At 44.3% G+C, this 15,042-nt stretch carries 13 protein-coding genes; 12 read left to right on the forward strand and 1 reads right to left on the reverse strand.

Annotated elements, in window-relative coordinates; all coding sequences use genetic code 11:
* Window positions 1-3 precede the first annotated feature (3 nt).
* From walK to AC3WU2_RS16415, 4 genes are read left to right on the forward strand one after another with little or no spacing between them, the layout of a single operon-like run.
* Window positions 4-1,842: a cell wall metabolism sensor histidine kinase WalK gene (walK, locus tag AC3WU2_RS16400; protein WP_492455940.1), complete on the forward strand. Its 1,839-nt coding sequence runs from the start codon at window positions 4-6 to the stop codon at window positions 1,840-1,842.
* Window positions 1,839-3,122 carry a YycH family regulatory protein gene (locus tag AC3WU2_RS16405; protein WP_492455942.1) on the forward strand — a complete coding sequence of 428 codons (1,284 nt, stop codon included), beginning with the start codon at window positions 1,839-1,841 and terminating at the stop codon, window positions 3,120-3,122. The genes walK and AC3WU2_RS16405 overlap by 4 nt, the downstream gene beginning before the upstream one ends.
* Before the next feature lie 39 nt (window positions 3,123-3,161).
* Window positions 3,162-3,923, forward strand: a complete 762-nt coding sequence (gene yycI / locus AC3WU2_RS16410) for a two-component system regulatory protein YycI (protein WP_018754199.1) — start codon at window positions 3,162-3,164, stop codon at window positions 3,921-3,923.
* Between the two features lie 6 nt (window positions 3,924-3,929).
* Complete coding sequence (locus AC3WU2_RS16415; RefSeq protein ID WP_379351713.1) at window positions 3,930-4,736, forward strand: MBL fold metallo-hydrolase; 807 nt, start codon at window positions 3,930-3,932, stop codon at window positions 4,734-4,736.
* On the opposite strand, the gene AC3WU2_RS16420 is transcribed toward AC3WU2_RS16415, so the two are convergent.
* On the reverse strand, window positions 4,705-4,911 hold the full coding sequence (locus AC3WU2_RS16420) for a hypothetical protein (protein WP_492455946.1): 207 nt from the start codon (window positions 4,909-4,911) through the stop codon (window positions 4,705-4,707). The two genes, AC3WU2_RS16415 and AC3WU2_RS16420, sit on opposite strands and share 32 nt — an antisense overlap.
* Window positions 4,912-5,084: 173 nt before the next feature.
* Between AC3WU2_RS16420 and AC3WU2_RS16425 the strand changes: the two genes are divergently transcribed.
* The 8 genes from AC3WU2_RS16425 (at window position 5,085) to AC3WU2_RS16460 (ending at window position 15,031) form a co-directional block, all read left to right on the forward strand.
* On the forward strand, window positions 5,085-6,320 hold the full coding sequence (locus AC3WU2_RS16425) for a S1C family serine protease (protein WP_492455948.1): 1,236 nt from the start codon (window positions 5,085-5,087) through the stop codon (window positions 6,318-6,320).
* A gap of 54 nt (window positions 6,321-6,374) precedes the next feature.
* Complete coding sequence (locus tag AC3WU2_RS16430; protein WP_018754203.1) at window positions 6,375-6,542, forward strand: CxxH/CxxC protein; 168 nt, start codon at window positions 6,375-6,377, stop codon at window positions 6,540-6,542.
* Window positions 6,543-7,399: 857 nt separating this feature from the next.
* Entirely contained in the window at window positions 7,400-7,879 is a 480-nt protein-coding gene (rlmH, locus tag AC3WU2_RS16435) for a 23S rRNA (pseudouridine(1915)-N(3))-methyltransferase RlmH (protein WP_492455951.1), read from the forward strand.
* A gap of 862 nt (window positions 7,880-8,741) precedes the next feature.
* Window positions 8,742-9,185, forward strand: coding sequence for an SMI1/KNR4 family protein (locus AC3WU2_RS16440; RefSeq protein ID WP_492455953.1), 444 nt, complete (start codon window positions 8,742-8,744; stop codon window positions 9,183-9,185).
* Between the two features lie 147 nt (window positions 9,186-9,332).
* On the forward strand, window positions 9,333-10,880 hold the full coding sequence (ybiA, locus tag AC3WU2_RS16445) for a riboflavin biosynthesis intermediates N-glycosidase (protein ID WP_492455955.1): 1,548 nt from the start codon (window positions 9,333-9,335) through the stop codon (window positions 10,878-10,880).
* A gap of 25 nt (window positions 10,881-10,905) precedes the next feature.
* Window positions 10,906-11,376, forward strand: a complete 471-nt coding sequence (locus AC3WU2_RS16450) for a hypothetical protein (protein ID WP_492455957.1) — start codon at window positions 10,906-10,908, stop codon at window positions 11,374-11,376.
* 623 nt (window positions 11,377-11,999) lie between these two features.
* A complete protein-coding gene (locus tag AC3WU2_RS16455) occupies window positions 12,000-12,884 on the forward strand; it encodes an alpha/beta fold hydrolase (protein WP_492455959.1) in 885 nt (294 codons plus the stop codon).
* A gap of 407 nt (window positions 12,885-13,291) precedes the next feature.
* Window positions 13,292-15,031 carry an ABC-F family ATP-binding cassette domain-containing protein gene (locus AC3WU2_RS16460; RefSeq protein WP_492455961.1) on the forward strand — a complete coding sequence of 580 codons (1,740 nt, stop codon included), beginning with the start codon at window positions 13,292-13,294 and terminating at the stop codon, window positions 15,029-15,031.
* Window positions 15,032-15,042: the final 11 nt, after the last annotated feature.

Consider the following 15,042-nt stretch of genomic DNA (forward strand, 5'->3'; position numbering starts at 1 on the left):
TTCATGAAATGGGTACGTTTTTTTCGCACGATCCAAGCGAAGTTAATCATTATCTATGTGCTGCTCATCTTGATTGCGATGCAGCTCATTGGTGTGTATTTCGTGAGCGTGATGAAAAATTCGTTAACGAGCAGTTTTACGCGGGATTTGAATAGTAAAGGTGAGATGCTCTCCATCTATGCCGTACGATATTTGACACCGAAAGTGGACGAGCAGACGTCAGATTCCTTGAATATTGAAGGGTTGAATGACCTCGTACGAGACCTCATTAATATTAACGACGGGGAAATCCAGGTGCTGGATGCGTCGGGGAAAGTACTGACGACCTCGCTGCAAGCGCATCAGGCCTATATTGGCCGTAAAAATACTCAGACGGTTGTTAGCCGTGCTTTACAAGGTATTCGCGACAATGAAGACGAGATGATCGATGAGAACCGCGTGCGGAAGAAGATTGTAGCCAAGCCGGTTATGAATGGCACGAAGGTCGTAGGTGCGATTTATATCGTCGCTTCAATGAAGGAGCTCTACGATACGATCGAACGCATTAATAATATATTTGTCTCTGGGACATTGATCGCGCTTGGATTGACGGCTCTGCTCGGGGTCATACTGGCCCATACGATCACGAGCCCGATTAAGGAGATCACGAAGCATGCGACCGATGTCGCCGAAGGGAATTTCGAGCTGCGATCACCTGTCATGGGGAATGATGAGATCGGCCAGCTCAGTGAGGCGTTCAACTATATGACGCAGCGGCTTCACCATGCGTTATCCCTGCATGAGGAAGAAAAGGAGAAGCTGCAGTCGGTCCTCACCAATATGAGTGACGGCGTGCTTGCGACCGATGAACAGGGACATATCATTGTCATGAATCGTCGTGCGAAGGAGATGCTCCGGGTTGAGGAGCGGGGCGCGACAGACCAAGATATCACGGAGCTGCTCGGGATCTCGATGCAGCATATTAACACGATGGAGCAAGAGGCTAGACCTTCAATGCTGATGAATCTGGGCATCGACCAGGAGCAAGAACAGGAGCTAATCTTGCGTGTCATGTTCTCCACGATTCATCGCCGTGGCGAAGGGGTAACGGGAACCATCGTGGTTCTTCAAGACGTCACCGAGCAGGAAAAGCTGGAGCAATCACGGCGCGAGTTCGTCGCGAATGTATCGCATGAGCTGCGTACGCCACTTACGACGATTAAGAGCTACGTCGAAGCGCTCGATGACGGTGCACTTGAGGAGCCGCAGCTCGCAGGGAGATTCGTTGGTGTCATTCGGAACGAGACGGAGCGGATGATAAGGCTCGTTACGGACCTGCTGCATCTATCACGATTAGACTCGAAGCAGGCGATTCTGCGGAAGAAGCCGACGAATATGGTGGAGATGCTGGAGGAAGTGGCTGACCGGTTCTCCTTCCAGATGAAGCAGCGGCGAATTAAGCCCTCGATATTCATTGCGAATGGCGTTGATCAGGTTGTACTGGATCGGGATCAGATCGATCAGGTACTGGATAACTTGATGTCCAATGCGATTAAATACACGCCAGACGGCGGTGTCATTGAGCTGGAGGCGCATAAAGCAGGTAATGACCGCATTGCAATCTCAATCAAGGATACGGGGATGGGGATTCCGAAGAAGGACCTGGACCGTATTTTCGACCGTTTCTACCGCGTCGACAAGGCGAGGTCACGCAGTATGGGCGGTACGGGATTAGGGCTATCCATTGCCCGGGAAATTGTGAAGGCACATGGCGGAACGATTAGTCTTGAATCGGAGCTAGGCGTCGGCACCAAGGTGACGTTCACGATTTCCACACTGGATGAAGGAAGTGAGGCATCATGATGGAGAAATCCAAGACCCTTATCCTGACTTTCTTGGTCGTGCTTAGCTTGGTACAGAGCTACTTCCTATCCTACAGCATGCCGAATTTCGAGCCCATTCAGAAGTCCGAGAGCAGTTATGTGAAGACGGAAGAGATGGGGCCGGAAGAGAAGATCGAGAATCTGGTCTTTCCGGAGCAAATGGTACTGCATTTGGGCGGGGGCAAGCATACGGTATTCTCACCGGATTATATTTTTTACAAAGAAATCTTCAAACGTCTGCAAGGACGGAAATTCGATGGGTTCCAACGGACTTCCACGCACTTGCTTGACCTATCCCGTATTCGAAACGAAGATCCAGGGATCGAGCTGGTATACGGACAAGGTGTTCCTGTGACCTTGCTGCGCAAGGTGATGCAAATTCAAGGTGATCCTGAATTCGGGGATGAAATGATTAACCGCATCTGGATCTTCACCTCCGACGATAAGGAGACGGTACGCGCTCTGTTCTTCAGCAGCAGAAACCAGGTGGTCTATGAGGCAACGAAGGCCGATTTGACGGTGCAGGACGTGAAGCAGCACGTGGAATTCGGGCAAGCGTGGGACAGCTATCGTTTGTTGTATGATCAGTATTATCTGCCGGATAAGCCGCTGAATATGGTCCAAATTGAAGTGCCGTATGAGGTGTTCACGGCGGAGCAGATGCAGCATAATCTCTTCTTCGATCCGAGTACGACACGCAATATTAAGGAGAAGGATGGCTCGGAGATTTATACAGATAGTAAGCGGAGCTTGCAAGTACGTCCCGAACATCAATGGGTGACGTACTCGGACCCGGTTGCTCGGGTTGAGGGTGCGAATGACGTCAGCGAGAACGTACTCTCGGCCGTGCAGTTCGTGAATCAGCATGGGGGCTGGAACGGCACGCATCGGCTTTCGATTTCACCCGTTCAGGTGGATGGTACGGAAGTGGTCTTCCAGCAGTATTATGGCGGCTATCCGATTGTGACGGATTCGATGTTCCGCTTCGGCAACATTCGTCTGAGCGTGCAGCAGGGGGTTGTCACGAGCTATCAACGATCGCTCATTTACTTGGATGATCGTGCGTCACTGAAGCAGCTGCGGACGCTGCCAGGCGGCGATGAGCTCGCGATGATGTTCAAACGTTATCTCGATACTACGAATAATAAAGTGCAGTGGGTTTTCCCAGCATATCGCCCTTTCCTGACGGATAAAGTCATTCGGTTAATTCCGACGTGGGCGGTTCGTCTGGAAGATGGCTCGATGGATTATTTGAAATAACAGCAGGTTTTATCATTTTCACCGAAAAGGAGGGTGTCCATGGATTGGAGTCGTGCGAAGAGTGTCTTGATTCTTGCTTTTCTGATTCTCAATATTATTCTGGGGTACCAGTTATGGCTTGATGTAAGGGAGCAGCTCAGCTCCAATCTGGACTGGACCTCGCTGCCGGAAGATACGAAGAAACAAATGGAGATGAAGCTCATTCAGGTGCAGGGCAAGATCCCATCTGAGACACCGGCGCTCATCGAGCGGACGTTCCAGTTCGTCGATGAGGAGCAGAATACGAATCGGGTGGATCTGCCGGCACCGGTGTCGAGTCAGTTGATCTTCAATGAGAAGGAATTGCGTAAAGCGTTGAAGGATGAGGTTCCAACGATTGAGAGGTATGTCTTTGACCCGCCTACAAGCCCGCCTACGAGCCCGGATGGTGTATTCCGACTGCAGTATATGCTCGATAACAAGTGGCCGATGTTCGAAGTAAGCCTAGAGCTATTCTACGCGAATCAGAACATCGTGGCGTACCGGGAGAATAAGGTGGTTGAGCTCGAATCGAAGGAAAAAGCCGATAAGGAGCAGAAGGTGCTGCCGGCGACGAATGCACTGGGGATCTTGATTGAGAAGTTCCTGCCGACGGGCTCGGTTGTGAAGGAGATTAAGCTTGGATACCATGGGCAGGTCTATAATGAGACGCTCGTGACGGCGCCGGCATGGCGGATCGTACTTGAGAGCGGGGATATATACTTCGTGAATGCGATTAGCGCAGAAGTCTATCATCCTAAGGGAGAGCAGCAAAAGGAGTAGTGAAACATGGGGATGCAGTTTACCGTGTTGTCGAGTGGTTCCACCGGCAATGCGACAGTGATACAGAATGAGTCTGCGACGGTGCTCGTCGATGTCGGTCTGAGTATGAAACGAATGAACGAATTGTTCGAGGAACAAGGGGTTCAGCCTGCGAATATTGATGCGGTCATGATTACGCACGAGCATTCGGATCATATTAAGGGGCTTGGCGCACTGGCGCGTAAATATGATTTGCCGATCTATGCAAATGAGGCGACATGGGAAGCGTTAGAGAAGCATATTGGTAATATTGCAGAGGAAAAGAAGGTCGTGATGCAGACGGGGGAAGCGCTGGATTTCGGGACGTTGCGCGTGGAATCGTACGGCATTTCGCATGATGCAGCCGAGCCTGTCGGGTACTGTTTCTACGATGGCGAAGAGAAGTTGAGCCTTGCGACAGACTTAGGCTACATGAGCGATAAGGTGAAAGCGGCAATCTCGGATTCGGATGTCCTCGTGCTGGAGTCCAATCATGATGTGGAGATGCTGCGGATGGGCCGGTACCCTTGGAATATCAAGCGGCGTATCTTGAGCGATGTTGGGCATTTGTCCAATGAAGCGTCGGGCGAGGCACTGAGTCAGTTGATGACGGCGAAGCTGAAGCGAACGTATCTGGCACATTTAAGCCGAGAGCATAACTTGATGGATCTCGCCAAAATGACGGTACGGGATGTGATGGAGGATCATGGGCACTTTTTCAAGGAAAAAGAGTTCGAATTGAGAGATACGTACTATGATCGTCCTACGCCATGGGATAAGGTGGGAAAACCATAAGCTGATCGAGCTCATTGGCTTTGGCGGCGATTTCTTCGCGAGTGAACAGACCTTTGTCCACGAGCAATTCGATGAGTGTACAGAGGGCAAGCGTGTTACGGTAGTGCTCCTCCTTAAGGTCTGCGAGCTTCGCAACTACGTTCACATGATCCAAAGTGCGATTGGTCATTGTCATTGTAATTCGTCTCCTTTCAGGGGTTGGTTTATGTTATGATAGGGAAGAATCATAGAGAAGTAGATTTGTCGTCTTCTCTATAATCTAGCTTTTATCGTCTAGTATTATTGTAGGCAGTTAGGGGTCAAAACATTCCTACGATTTTTGCGAGATTGAGAGAGGGGATGACCCGAGTGAGCTTTTTCGATGATGATTTCTATTCACCGAAGGTTTCTAGGCCTATCAAAAAGTTAATTGCTCGTAGAGGTACACGTAAATTGGGTCCCAGAAGGCGTTGGTCAACGCTTCAAATATCGGTTGTGAGTTCAGTATGTAGTGCAGCTGTAGGGATTGTGTTATTCAGCTGGATTACAGGTGCTGGCGGCCATATCGAAGGGACAGCACGTGCAGGCTCGGGCATGGAGACGAAGAATCAGGGCGCGTTGTCGGGAGATCCGTTCGAACGAATTATTGATGTGTCTGATCAAGTGAGCCCGTCTGTTGTTAGCGTCGTAAACCGTCAGAAGAAAGATGATAAGACGGTGGATGCTGGGCTGGGTTCGGGGATTATTTTCAGAAAAGAAGAGGGCCGGGCACTCATTCTCACGAATGCGCATGTTATAGAAGGTGCGAATGCTGTGCAGGTGGTTCTTAACAATAATGCAAGGAAAATATCGGCTACGGTCGTCGGGAAGGATCATACGACGGATATTGCGGTCTTGTCGGTGGAAGATGATAACCTGCCGGAAGCTGCTGTAATTGGGGATTCAACGAAGCTGCGGCGCGGCGAGATGGTGCTCGCGATCGGCAATGCGCTTGGACTTGGTGATTCTCTATCATACGGGATCATCAGTAAGACACTCCAGGTCGTCCCTGTATCGCTGAATGGTGATGGCACGTACGATTGGGAGGCAGAGGTCATTCAGACCGATGCGGCGATCAATGAAGGCAATAGCGGCGGCGCGCTGGTGAATTTGCAGGGGCAAGTGATCGGTGTGAACTCGATGAAGATCGCTGATGTTGGCGTCGAAGGCATTGGCTTCGCAATTCCGATCAATCAGGCGATGAAGATTGCCAATGAGATCATCCAAGAAGGCCGCGTCATTCGCGCCTACATGGGTGTCTATACGATTGATCTGAACAATGAATATGCGCCGATTACGGAGGAGCAGCGGAAGAGTCTGAAGCTGCCGTCGTCCGTGAAGGACGGCGTGATCGTCATGGAAGCGAGCGGGCCTTCGGAGACGGCAGGACTCGAGCTGAATGATGTCATTGTGAAGCTGGATAACGAGGAGATCACATCAACGCTTGATCTTCGTAAGTATCTGTATGAGCATAAGAAAGTCGGCGATACGATGCTGGTCTCGTATTATCGGGAAGGCAAAGGAATGACCACAGAAGTGAAGTTAACCGATCGTCCTCAGGAGTAGACCGGGGCCGAATCGGATACGCTAATAGCAGCTAAGAGAAAGAGGGACATGTGCATGTATGTCGTATGTAAAGATCACGTTGAATTAGCCATCGATCGATTTGTCGATGAATTCGAGGATGCACCGGATGTGGTGGATCTGAACGAGGTGGATTTCCCGCAGTGGAAGCCGCCGGTCAAATGCATGGAATGCGAGCATGAAGCGAAATTCTTAATTGTGTAGGTGAAGGGCCCGAGAGATCGGGCTCTTTTTTTTTTGTGCGTTGAGGGCTGTGGATATGTCGGTAAAAGGGCGTTTTGGGTAAAAATAAAAGATATCCACAGGGTTTCGGGTGGATTTTTACTAGGTGGAGGTTGTTGATAACTCCATCTATTGGTGTTGGGCCGAGGGAGATGTATGGTGAATGGCATGTAGAGGATTATGGGAAACTGTAAAGGGTGAGAATGGTTATGAAGGTAATTTGATTCGTCTCATATTTCAAAGGGGATTCTAGGACCTATAGAATCGGTCTTGTGTTTATTCTCGATATTAATGGTTTTGCATGATTTACAGCTGGATGAGGATCGCCTTCTGTCCACGCAGCAGGCGGCAACCCGTTTAAATCGATTTTTCATCCTACAGTACACCTTTATAATAGAAAAATCGTTCTGACAGCACCCTATCATGGTCTGTTTTTGGGTAAATTCGTGAGCAAGAAGGGGTCAAATTTGTGAATTTTATACATTACATATACATAACATTAATATTGAAGTTCATGTCACGTATTTTCGAGTCATTTGTAACAAAAACCCATATGATGTCACTTTCTATTTCATCCCCTCCCTCTTTTTGCGTTTTTTCACCCTATTTTGACGATTTTCACTGGATTTCGCCCTGTTTTTCTATCCAAATTCCGCGACGATTCGATTTTGTAAGATATTAGGTGTCGTTCACCAGATCACCACTATCGATATTATAGTATTACTTTATAGAACTACTAAGGTAGTGATTAGCATATATTCATCTCAAATCCCTTGCCTGTGATATAATAATGCGATTATATGGGTCGATGCCAACAACGTTAGAAGGAGCGATATTCGTTGAATATACAGATCGTGTGTGTAGGAAAATTGAAGGAAAAATACCTCGTTCAGGGGATTGCAGAGTATAGTAAGCGTCTTGCGCCGTATGTTAAATTAACCGTACATGAGGTACCTGATGAGAAAGCGCCGGAGAACATGAGTGATGCAGAAATGCGCCAAGTGCAAGAGAAGGAAGGCGATAAGATTCTAGCACATATCAAGCCCGATACTCATGTCGTGGCCTTGGCCATCGGCGGCCAATTGTGGTCGAGTGAGGATCTCGCAGTACACATGGACAAGCTGGGCACCTATGGTACGAGCACGATTGCTTATGTCATCGGGGGCTCGAACGGCCTGTCCGAGGCGGTGTTGTCTCACGCGCAGTCGAAGTTGTCCTTCGGCCGTATGACGCTGCCGCACCAATTGATGCGGCTTGTGCTCGTGGAGCAGATTTATCGAGCGGTGAAGATTAATCGGGGGGAACCGTACCATAAGTGACGGCAACGATTTTACCCTGCTCATGGTCGTATTGGAGTATGGGGAGCTTAGCATGGAATCACCAATGGAACTAATAACGGAGCCGCAGTGCATGTAGTTTCTATCCCGAGGTTGTATTAAACTACGCGGATTACCTGCTGGATGAGGTTGGTGTACCGCCAGTCGAGAAGGTTGATTCTTATAGGAGCTGGATACTGGACTCCAATCCGAGTAATACGAAGGACTTTGATCGCTTGGAATATAAGTGGCGAGTATACGCAGCGGAGGCTGGTTTGGTTGACGGCTCTGATTTGAAACAAAGCGTTTTCGGCGCATGATACGATAGGATTTTCACTGAGATGAAATAGGAGAGTTTGTAGGCTAGAGCGGGATAGAGGATGAAAATCCCCTCTCGCTTTTTGGGTTGCGCCGAGGATAAAGAAGCTTAGGCGTATCTATTCTACATTACGACGATTATGTCCAAGAAGGAGCTACGTCGCAGCCAAGACAAGCTGAAGGAACAGAAGTCGGTGAGTACAACGGTCGAGGAGATCAACTATCAAGTCTTTTATTATCCAGTAACCGAAAATCACACGATCACTGTACTGGCGCAAGGAGAGAATGAAAATCGATCAAATAGAGGGAAAACTGATAGCAATAGAGAAAAGTTATTAAATTAAAGAAATTTTTTAAAAAAACCGAATACAGAGAGGTTAAATCGCAATGAAAAAGGATACAAATTTTAACCTTTTACCAGACATGTCTAATGACAGCTATTGTCGAAAGATCAAAGACCGCTTGCCTGTGATGTAACAGAGCTTGTGCCTGAAGGGAATAGGGATTATGGCTTAAAAGAAATAAAGGGAGAAAGGACAACTATTCTATGAAAGCTGCTTTAATGGAGAGACTAACGACGTTCCTTCATCGAGAGGATAATAGCACACTACTAGGCATTCCAGCGAAACAAGAGGAAATTGTTAATGCACAGCAGCGTTTGAATGTAAGCTTTCATGAGGACTATTTACATTTTATCCAGACTTTCGGAGGGGCATATGCAGGGCTTGCCGTACATGCATTCTCAAATGGCTCCAGCCTCGGAAACGAAACGGTTGTCGATTTGACTCTTGGGGCCCGTGAACAATTTAATAACCCACCCTTTGCAGAAGTTTTACGCACCAGCTATGCCATTTCTATAGATGGCTCCGGTAATCCGATTATCATCAATGAAGCAGGAAACGTCTTTATTTGTTACCACGATAATGGGGAGTTCGAGTTATTAGCGGTTTCCTTTGAGGCGCTAATTGAGGAGCTTTTTTTTGAATGGTGATATCTGTGAAAAGGACTATGCTTCTATTAATAATAGATAAGGCGTGAGAGAAACTTGAGCAAATCACTTGATAATAATAAACGAATGGCACCACTATGGCTTATGTATCCATACATAGGAAGGTACAGTATAGGTTGGAGAATGGGGATGGGCGAGAGTTATAAGTATGAATTTGGAGATTGGTTTTCTGCATTAAGCATTGAAGATCAGAATAACTATCATGAAATGTTTCCAGAACCTAAAGGTTGGCTTGGCTGGTACGAAGAAGATCATCTTGATGAAGATTGTTATGATAATGAAGGTGACCTGCTTTGGAATGTTGAAGGCAAACCCGTTTATTCGATGAATTGGATACGTGAAAAAGTTAAAAGTGGTGAAGAATTACAATATTTATTCTTTTGGGGACACCAACCAAGTAGTAACGGTCATATTACAACATCTTGCTTAAGTCAGTGGTGGAAAGAACAATTTGTAATTGAGACCCATACATATTGCTGTATGGAACAATATATGATGGCAGAAAAAGCAACCGTTTTTGACGATAAGGATATGCTCGAAAGGATTTTAAATAGCGATAATCCGAAAGAAATCAAAGCGTTAGGCAGGAAAGTAACCAACTTTGATGAGGCAAAATGGATAAGCAAACGAAATTCCATTGTGCTAAACGGCAACTATGCCAAGTTTCTACAGAACCCTAAGCTGATGCAATTTCTATTACAAACAGAAAATAAAATATTAGTAGAAGCCAGTCCATATGACAACATATGGGGTATAGGCATGTCTTCTGATCATAATTCAGTTAATGATCCTTTGGAATGGAAGGGTCAAAACTTGTTAGGCTTTGCTTTAATGGAAGTGCGAGATGAACTCAGGCGGATAAGTAAACATTACAGTGAGCTAAACATAAACGAACTACATGAGGAGGAAATAAAGATGGATAACGATCTATTGGAACAGCTCACGCTTTGGCATAACGAGAATAAGTATAAAAAGATCATCACAACAATTAAGAAAATACCCGAAGCAGACAGAGACTATGACTTGGTTTGCCATTTGGGAAGAGCATTGAATAACCAAGGAGAATATAGTGAAGCTATCAACTGTTTCTTATCTGTGCAAGAACAAGGTGAGCACGACTCTCTTTGGCATTTTCGAATCGGATATGCTTATTATTACCTTAAACAGTATAAGGGAGCGATCGTTGCTTTTGAACAATGTGTAGCGCTAGACCCTAAAGATTCACAAGCCAGCATGTTTTTGAAAATGAGTCTCAATGCCGATAATAGTGCAGGAAATGAAACCACCCCTATCATGAACGTTAAAAAAGAGATGAGGTATGATCCCCGTTTGTCAGAGGTTAATGAAAAAATAGATCCATTTATGCTAGTTATACATAGTGATGAAAGCCTATCAATGATTTTAAATGTTGGAACCTATAAGCATGAGCTTTTTCAAACACGTGCCGAAGAAGGATTTGAGGGAAGTGGATATGATTGGGCTTCATTAGCAACCGTGTTTCTTGCAGAACTAATGCCTCATTTCGTTGATGTCATACGATTTGACCCAGAAGGCAGTATGTTTGCTGCATACACAGACAATAGAGATTCCATGTTCAGTTTTGCCATCGCTTTTAAGGATGCTTGTGAAGATGACACATTAATAAAAGACTTATTTTCACGAGCTATATTAGATTGATCGGTCGAATACAAGGGGATTTATTATGAATTTTTCTATTACGGAACATTGGAATGTTGATAAGCATGAACTGCCTGGATTTAATTGCATTCTCTTTCCAAACGGTACGATAACCCTTTTAAATTGTTATTGTACATATAACCCCAACACAAATGAACGCAACTTTTTCTGCTCACCTTTGTGTGACACAAGCCTTGAAAGCTTAGCAAAGTATAATGAGGACTGTTGGACGGTCGTTGATGCATGGGTCAGTATTGAGTATCAAGGCGGGAAAATCTGTGGCGGTGATGGGGCAATGGGAAATGAAGGCTTCATTGCCTGTACGGATGCTGAAGACCGTTTGGTATGGGGTATATTTTTTGAAAATTCAAACCCTATTAGAAGCTTAGAAATTAAAGATAAAATCCTAATAGCTATTAATGAACATACCGAACTACAAATTGAAATCAACTTAGAAAACCTCACCCAAATTAAAATGACTTCTATAACGGATTAATGAGGCTGGAACGAAATGATTAACCAGTAGGAGCAAAGTCTTGATACAAGAGGGGATTGAGTTGGATCGCAGGCTATGCGAAAGCCGGCATAGCCGTAAGTGTCAAAGAAGGACTTGTATCCGGGAAAAGTGACCGAGTATCGCTCCTGCCGATCCAATGACACGAGCTGAGGTAGCGACGATTTTGCAAAAATTGCTGCGGAAATCGGGATTCATCGATTAGTGCAACCGCTCAAGACAATAACAAATAACGAGAGGGAAGCTTTCTGATAAGAATTAGACATCTTATTTAGAAAGCTGTGATTCCTGTTATTGTATTAGGATTGATCGGGTATCAAATATTGCATTCAATCACATAACGATTATAAGTCTACGGAAACAGCATTTATTACGTTAACGGGTACGATAGTTGAATCATCAATAATAAGGCCGCCGATTACTTCGGCGGCTTTCTGTGTAGATGTATGAAAGCAGAATCGGATATTGAAAGGTTCGTAACTATGCGCCCGCCATGCTCCTTCTTACTTTTCGCCGATAGCCCCGTTAAGCTGAACCGTATCATAAGTAACGGCAAGTTTTTCATGATAAAATAAGTATGGAGTATCGAAATTGGGAGGTGTTTTGTGGGATCTATCTTTAAGAGCGGAGCAACCGAAAAAGAATACTATCTTTGTTATCAAAGAAGTTTAGATATGTTTGAAATGGAAATGACGTCACGTTATATCCCGACAACATTCGGAGATACACATGTACTATGTTTCGGTGATACGAGTAAGAAACCATTGTTTCTCCTTCATGGAATGACAATGAGTAGTACGATGTGGTTTCCCAATATGAAACAGCTGATTCAAGAACGCTGTGTTTATGCCGTTGACGTTATGGGTGATTTCGGTAAAAGCAAGCCAGAAGTTGCCATAAAGAATAGGAGGGCCGCCCACCAGTGGATTCTTGAAGTTTTGAACGCCATGCAGTTCAATAAGGTGGATTTGGCAGGTCACTCGATGGGCGGGTTCTTATCTTTAAATTTTTCGCTTGCATATCCAGATCGCGTATCAAAATTAATGCTTTATGCTCCAGCCGGTACTTTCCATAGAATAAGTTTGAAATTCTTCACAAAGATTTACCCTGCATTATTGTTTCATACAGAGCTGTGGATCGACAATGCTTTTAAATGGTTCTCAGGCAAGGGGGAGCCATTAGACCCTGTATTTCGTGCCCAAGTCATTGCGGGTTATCGTCATGCGAAACCACTTCTGCAGGTAATGCCCTCTGTATTTGATAAAGAGGAATTCCAAAGTTACAATATTCCTACTCTGCTCCTTATAGGAGATAAAGAAGTAATATACCCGGCCGAGAAGGCAATAGCAAATGCTAGACGTTTAATTCCTAATCTTGAGACCCATTTAATTGCTGGGGCAAGTCATTCCCTGACTATGGAGCATGCGGATGTTGTGAACGAACTAACACTTCTCTTCTTGCAAAAGGAGAATGACAATATAATGGGCTAAAACTTGCCGTTACAGACAGCGCGGAGAACCTTATCACAAGTAACATTGTTCCAGACAGTTCAATCAATTAACCGGGATGACATTGCGGGGGTATATCTGAGGACTTGAAGGATCAGCGGGTTCTGGATGTTGCCGTAAAGTATGGACTCTCATCACAAGAGGCGTTTACACGAGCATTCAACAAGGCTATTCAGCTCACCCCTGCAGCCTCCCCAAAAGCTTCCCGGCCTATTCCGTTGGCTATTCGTCAGGAGGTAGTAAGGAACTTTGACCCCCAAGGGAGAGCCATACAAATGGATTGAAGTTGGTTGTAAACAGTGTTACTCTTACAACGATAAACTCAAACTCTATGCTCTACGATACTTTCAATAATAGTCACAAATTTAGTAATAAAGAAAGGTAATACCATGATAAAAGTTGAAAACTTATCCTTCTCATTTCCACAAAAAGAACTATATACAAACATTTCATTTACGTTAGAAGAGGCACAGCATTGCGCTTTTATAGGAACAAGTGGCAGTGGTAAAAGTACACTGATCGATATACTGATGGATCCAGAAAGATATTTGTTCGAGGGCAAGTTAGAGATAGATCCAACCTGCACAATTGGGTATGTAAGTCAGTTCTCTCAACTAGACAGAACGAAAGAAACAACCGTTTTTGAATATATTGGAGAAGAATTTATTAAAATACAAAATGAAATACAATCTCTTTGTACTGAAATGGAAACATCATCGGATATTGAGCCGTTACTCGAAAAGTACCAATTAGCTTTAGACGCGTTTGATGCAATCGGCGGCGATAATTTTGAAAGCAACATTAATAAAAAACTAAATCTAGCAAACCTCATGAAGCTAAAAGATGTTAGGGTATCCGAACTGAGTGGTGGAGAATTCAAACTTATTCAAGTGATGAAGGAGATGCTTAGTAGTCCCGACTTGATGGTTATGGATGAGCCCGATGTATTTTTAGATTTTGAAAACCTAAATGCGCTTAAAAATCTTATTAATTCTCACAAAGGCATACTGCTAGTTGTTACCCACAACCGATATCTATTGAATCATTGTTTCAACAAAATTATTCACCTTGAAAACATGGAGATCCAAGAGTTTGATGGGCGATATATTGAGTATAATTTCTCATTACTTCAGACAAAAATTGAGTTGCAAGAAATCGCAGTCGCTGAACAAGAAGAAATTGAGAGATACGATAACATTATTGATAATCTAAGAGCTATCGCAACTATTAATTCAGAAGCATCTAGAGGGAGAGCGTTAAAAGCTAGAGTTAGATTTCAAGAGAGATTGGAAGCGCGTAGAATTAAAGCGCCATTTGTTGATATTAAGCAACCGAATATTAGTTTTGATATTGATCATGAGATTGAAGACACCATTGTTATAAATGTCAATAATTATAGTGTTGCCTTTGATGAGCTGCTGTTAGACAATGTTAGCTTTGAGATAAAATCTACGGATAAAGTAGCCATTATCGGTCCAAACGGTACCGGAAAAACGACTTTACTCCGAGATATCTTTAACAATAATCATGATTCCATTGAAATAAATGCGGATGCTAAAGTGACTTATCTATCTCAGCTTCAAGGCGAAGTGTTAAAGGATTCTAATACAATACTAGAAGAATTCATTGATGCTGGGTTTAGCACTTATGATGAGGTTAGATCGTATATATCTCACTATGGCTTTGAAGGAGAAATCGTTAATCAGAAGATAGCATCTTTATCTGGTGGAGAAAAAAATATACTCCAATTGGCTAAAGTTTCTGCTAGTAAGGCAAACGTATTGCTTCTTGACGAACCTACAAGCCATTTAGACACCTATACGCAAATCGCGCTGGAAAAAGCCATTGAAGATTATAAAGGTGCGATTCTCATGATATCTCATGATTTCTATTCTGTTGTAAATGGTATGGATTATGTATTAATCATTGAAGATAAGACGATTAGAAAAATGACTATGCGAAAATTTAAACAGATGATTTATGCTAGTCATTTTGATAAAGACTATTTAGAAGCGGAACAAAACAAAAAAGCAGTTGAAATGAAAATAGAATTGGCTTTAAAAGATACTGATTTCGAACTTGCAAAAGTATTAGTTGATGAGCTAGAAGAGCTGATTAAGTTGCTTTAAAATTACGACCC

The organism is Paenibacillus sp. EB106-05-06-XG162 (assembly GCF_058791655.1).

Excerpts from the sequence above, each read along its gene's own strand:
- ybiA (WP_492455955.1), top strand. The coding sequence starts at position 9,333 with ATGGGCGAGAGTTATAAGTATGAATTTGGAGATTGGTTTTCTGCATTA.
- AC3WU2_RS16405 (WP_492455942.1), top strand. The coding sequence starts at position 1,839 with ATGATGGAGAAATCCAAGACCCTTATCCTGACTTTCTTGGTCGTGCTT.
- AC3WU2_RS16440 (WP_492455953.1), top strand. The coding sequence starts at position 8,742 with ATGAAAGCTGCTTTAATGGAGAGACTAACGACGTTCCTTCATCGAGAG.
- AC3WU2_RS16415 (WP_379351713.1), top strand. The coding sequence starts at position 3,930 with ATGGGGATGCAGTTTACCGTGTTGTCGAGTGGTTCCACCGGCAATGCG.
- yycI (WP_018754199.1), top strand. The coding sequence starts at position 3,162 with ATGGATTGGAGTCGTGCGAAGAGTGTCTTGATTCTTGCTTTTCTGATT.
- walK (WP_492455940.1), top strand. The coding sequence starts at position 4 with ATGAAATGGGTACGTTTTTTTCGCACGATCCAAGCGAAGTTAATCATT.
- AC3WU2_RS16460 (WP_492455961.1), top strand. The coding sequence starts at position 13,292 with ATGATAAAAGTTGAAAACTTATCCTTCTCATTTCCACAAAAAGAACTA.
- AC3WU2_RS16420 (WP_492455946.1), bottom strand. The coding sequence starts at position 4,911 with ATGACAATGACCAATCGCACTTTGGATCATGTGAACGTAGTTGCGAAG.
- AC3WU2_RS16450 (WP_492455957.1), top strand. The coding sequence starts at position 10,906 with ATGAATTTTTCTATTACGGAACATTGGAATGTTGATAAGCATGAACTG.
- AC3WU2_RS16430 (WP_018754203.1), top strand. The coding sequence starts at position 6,375 with ATGTATGTCGTATGTAAAGATCACGTTGAATTAGCCATCGATCGATTT.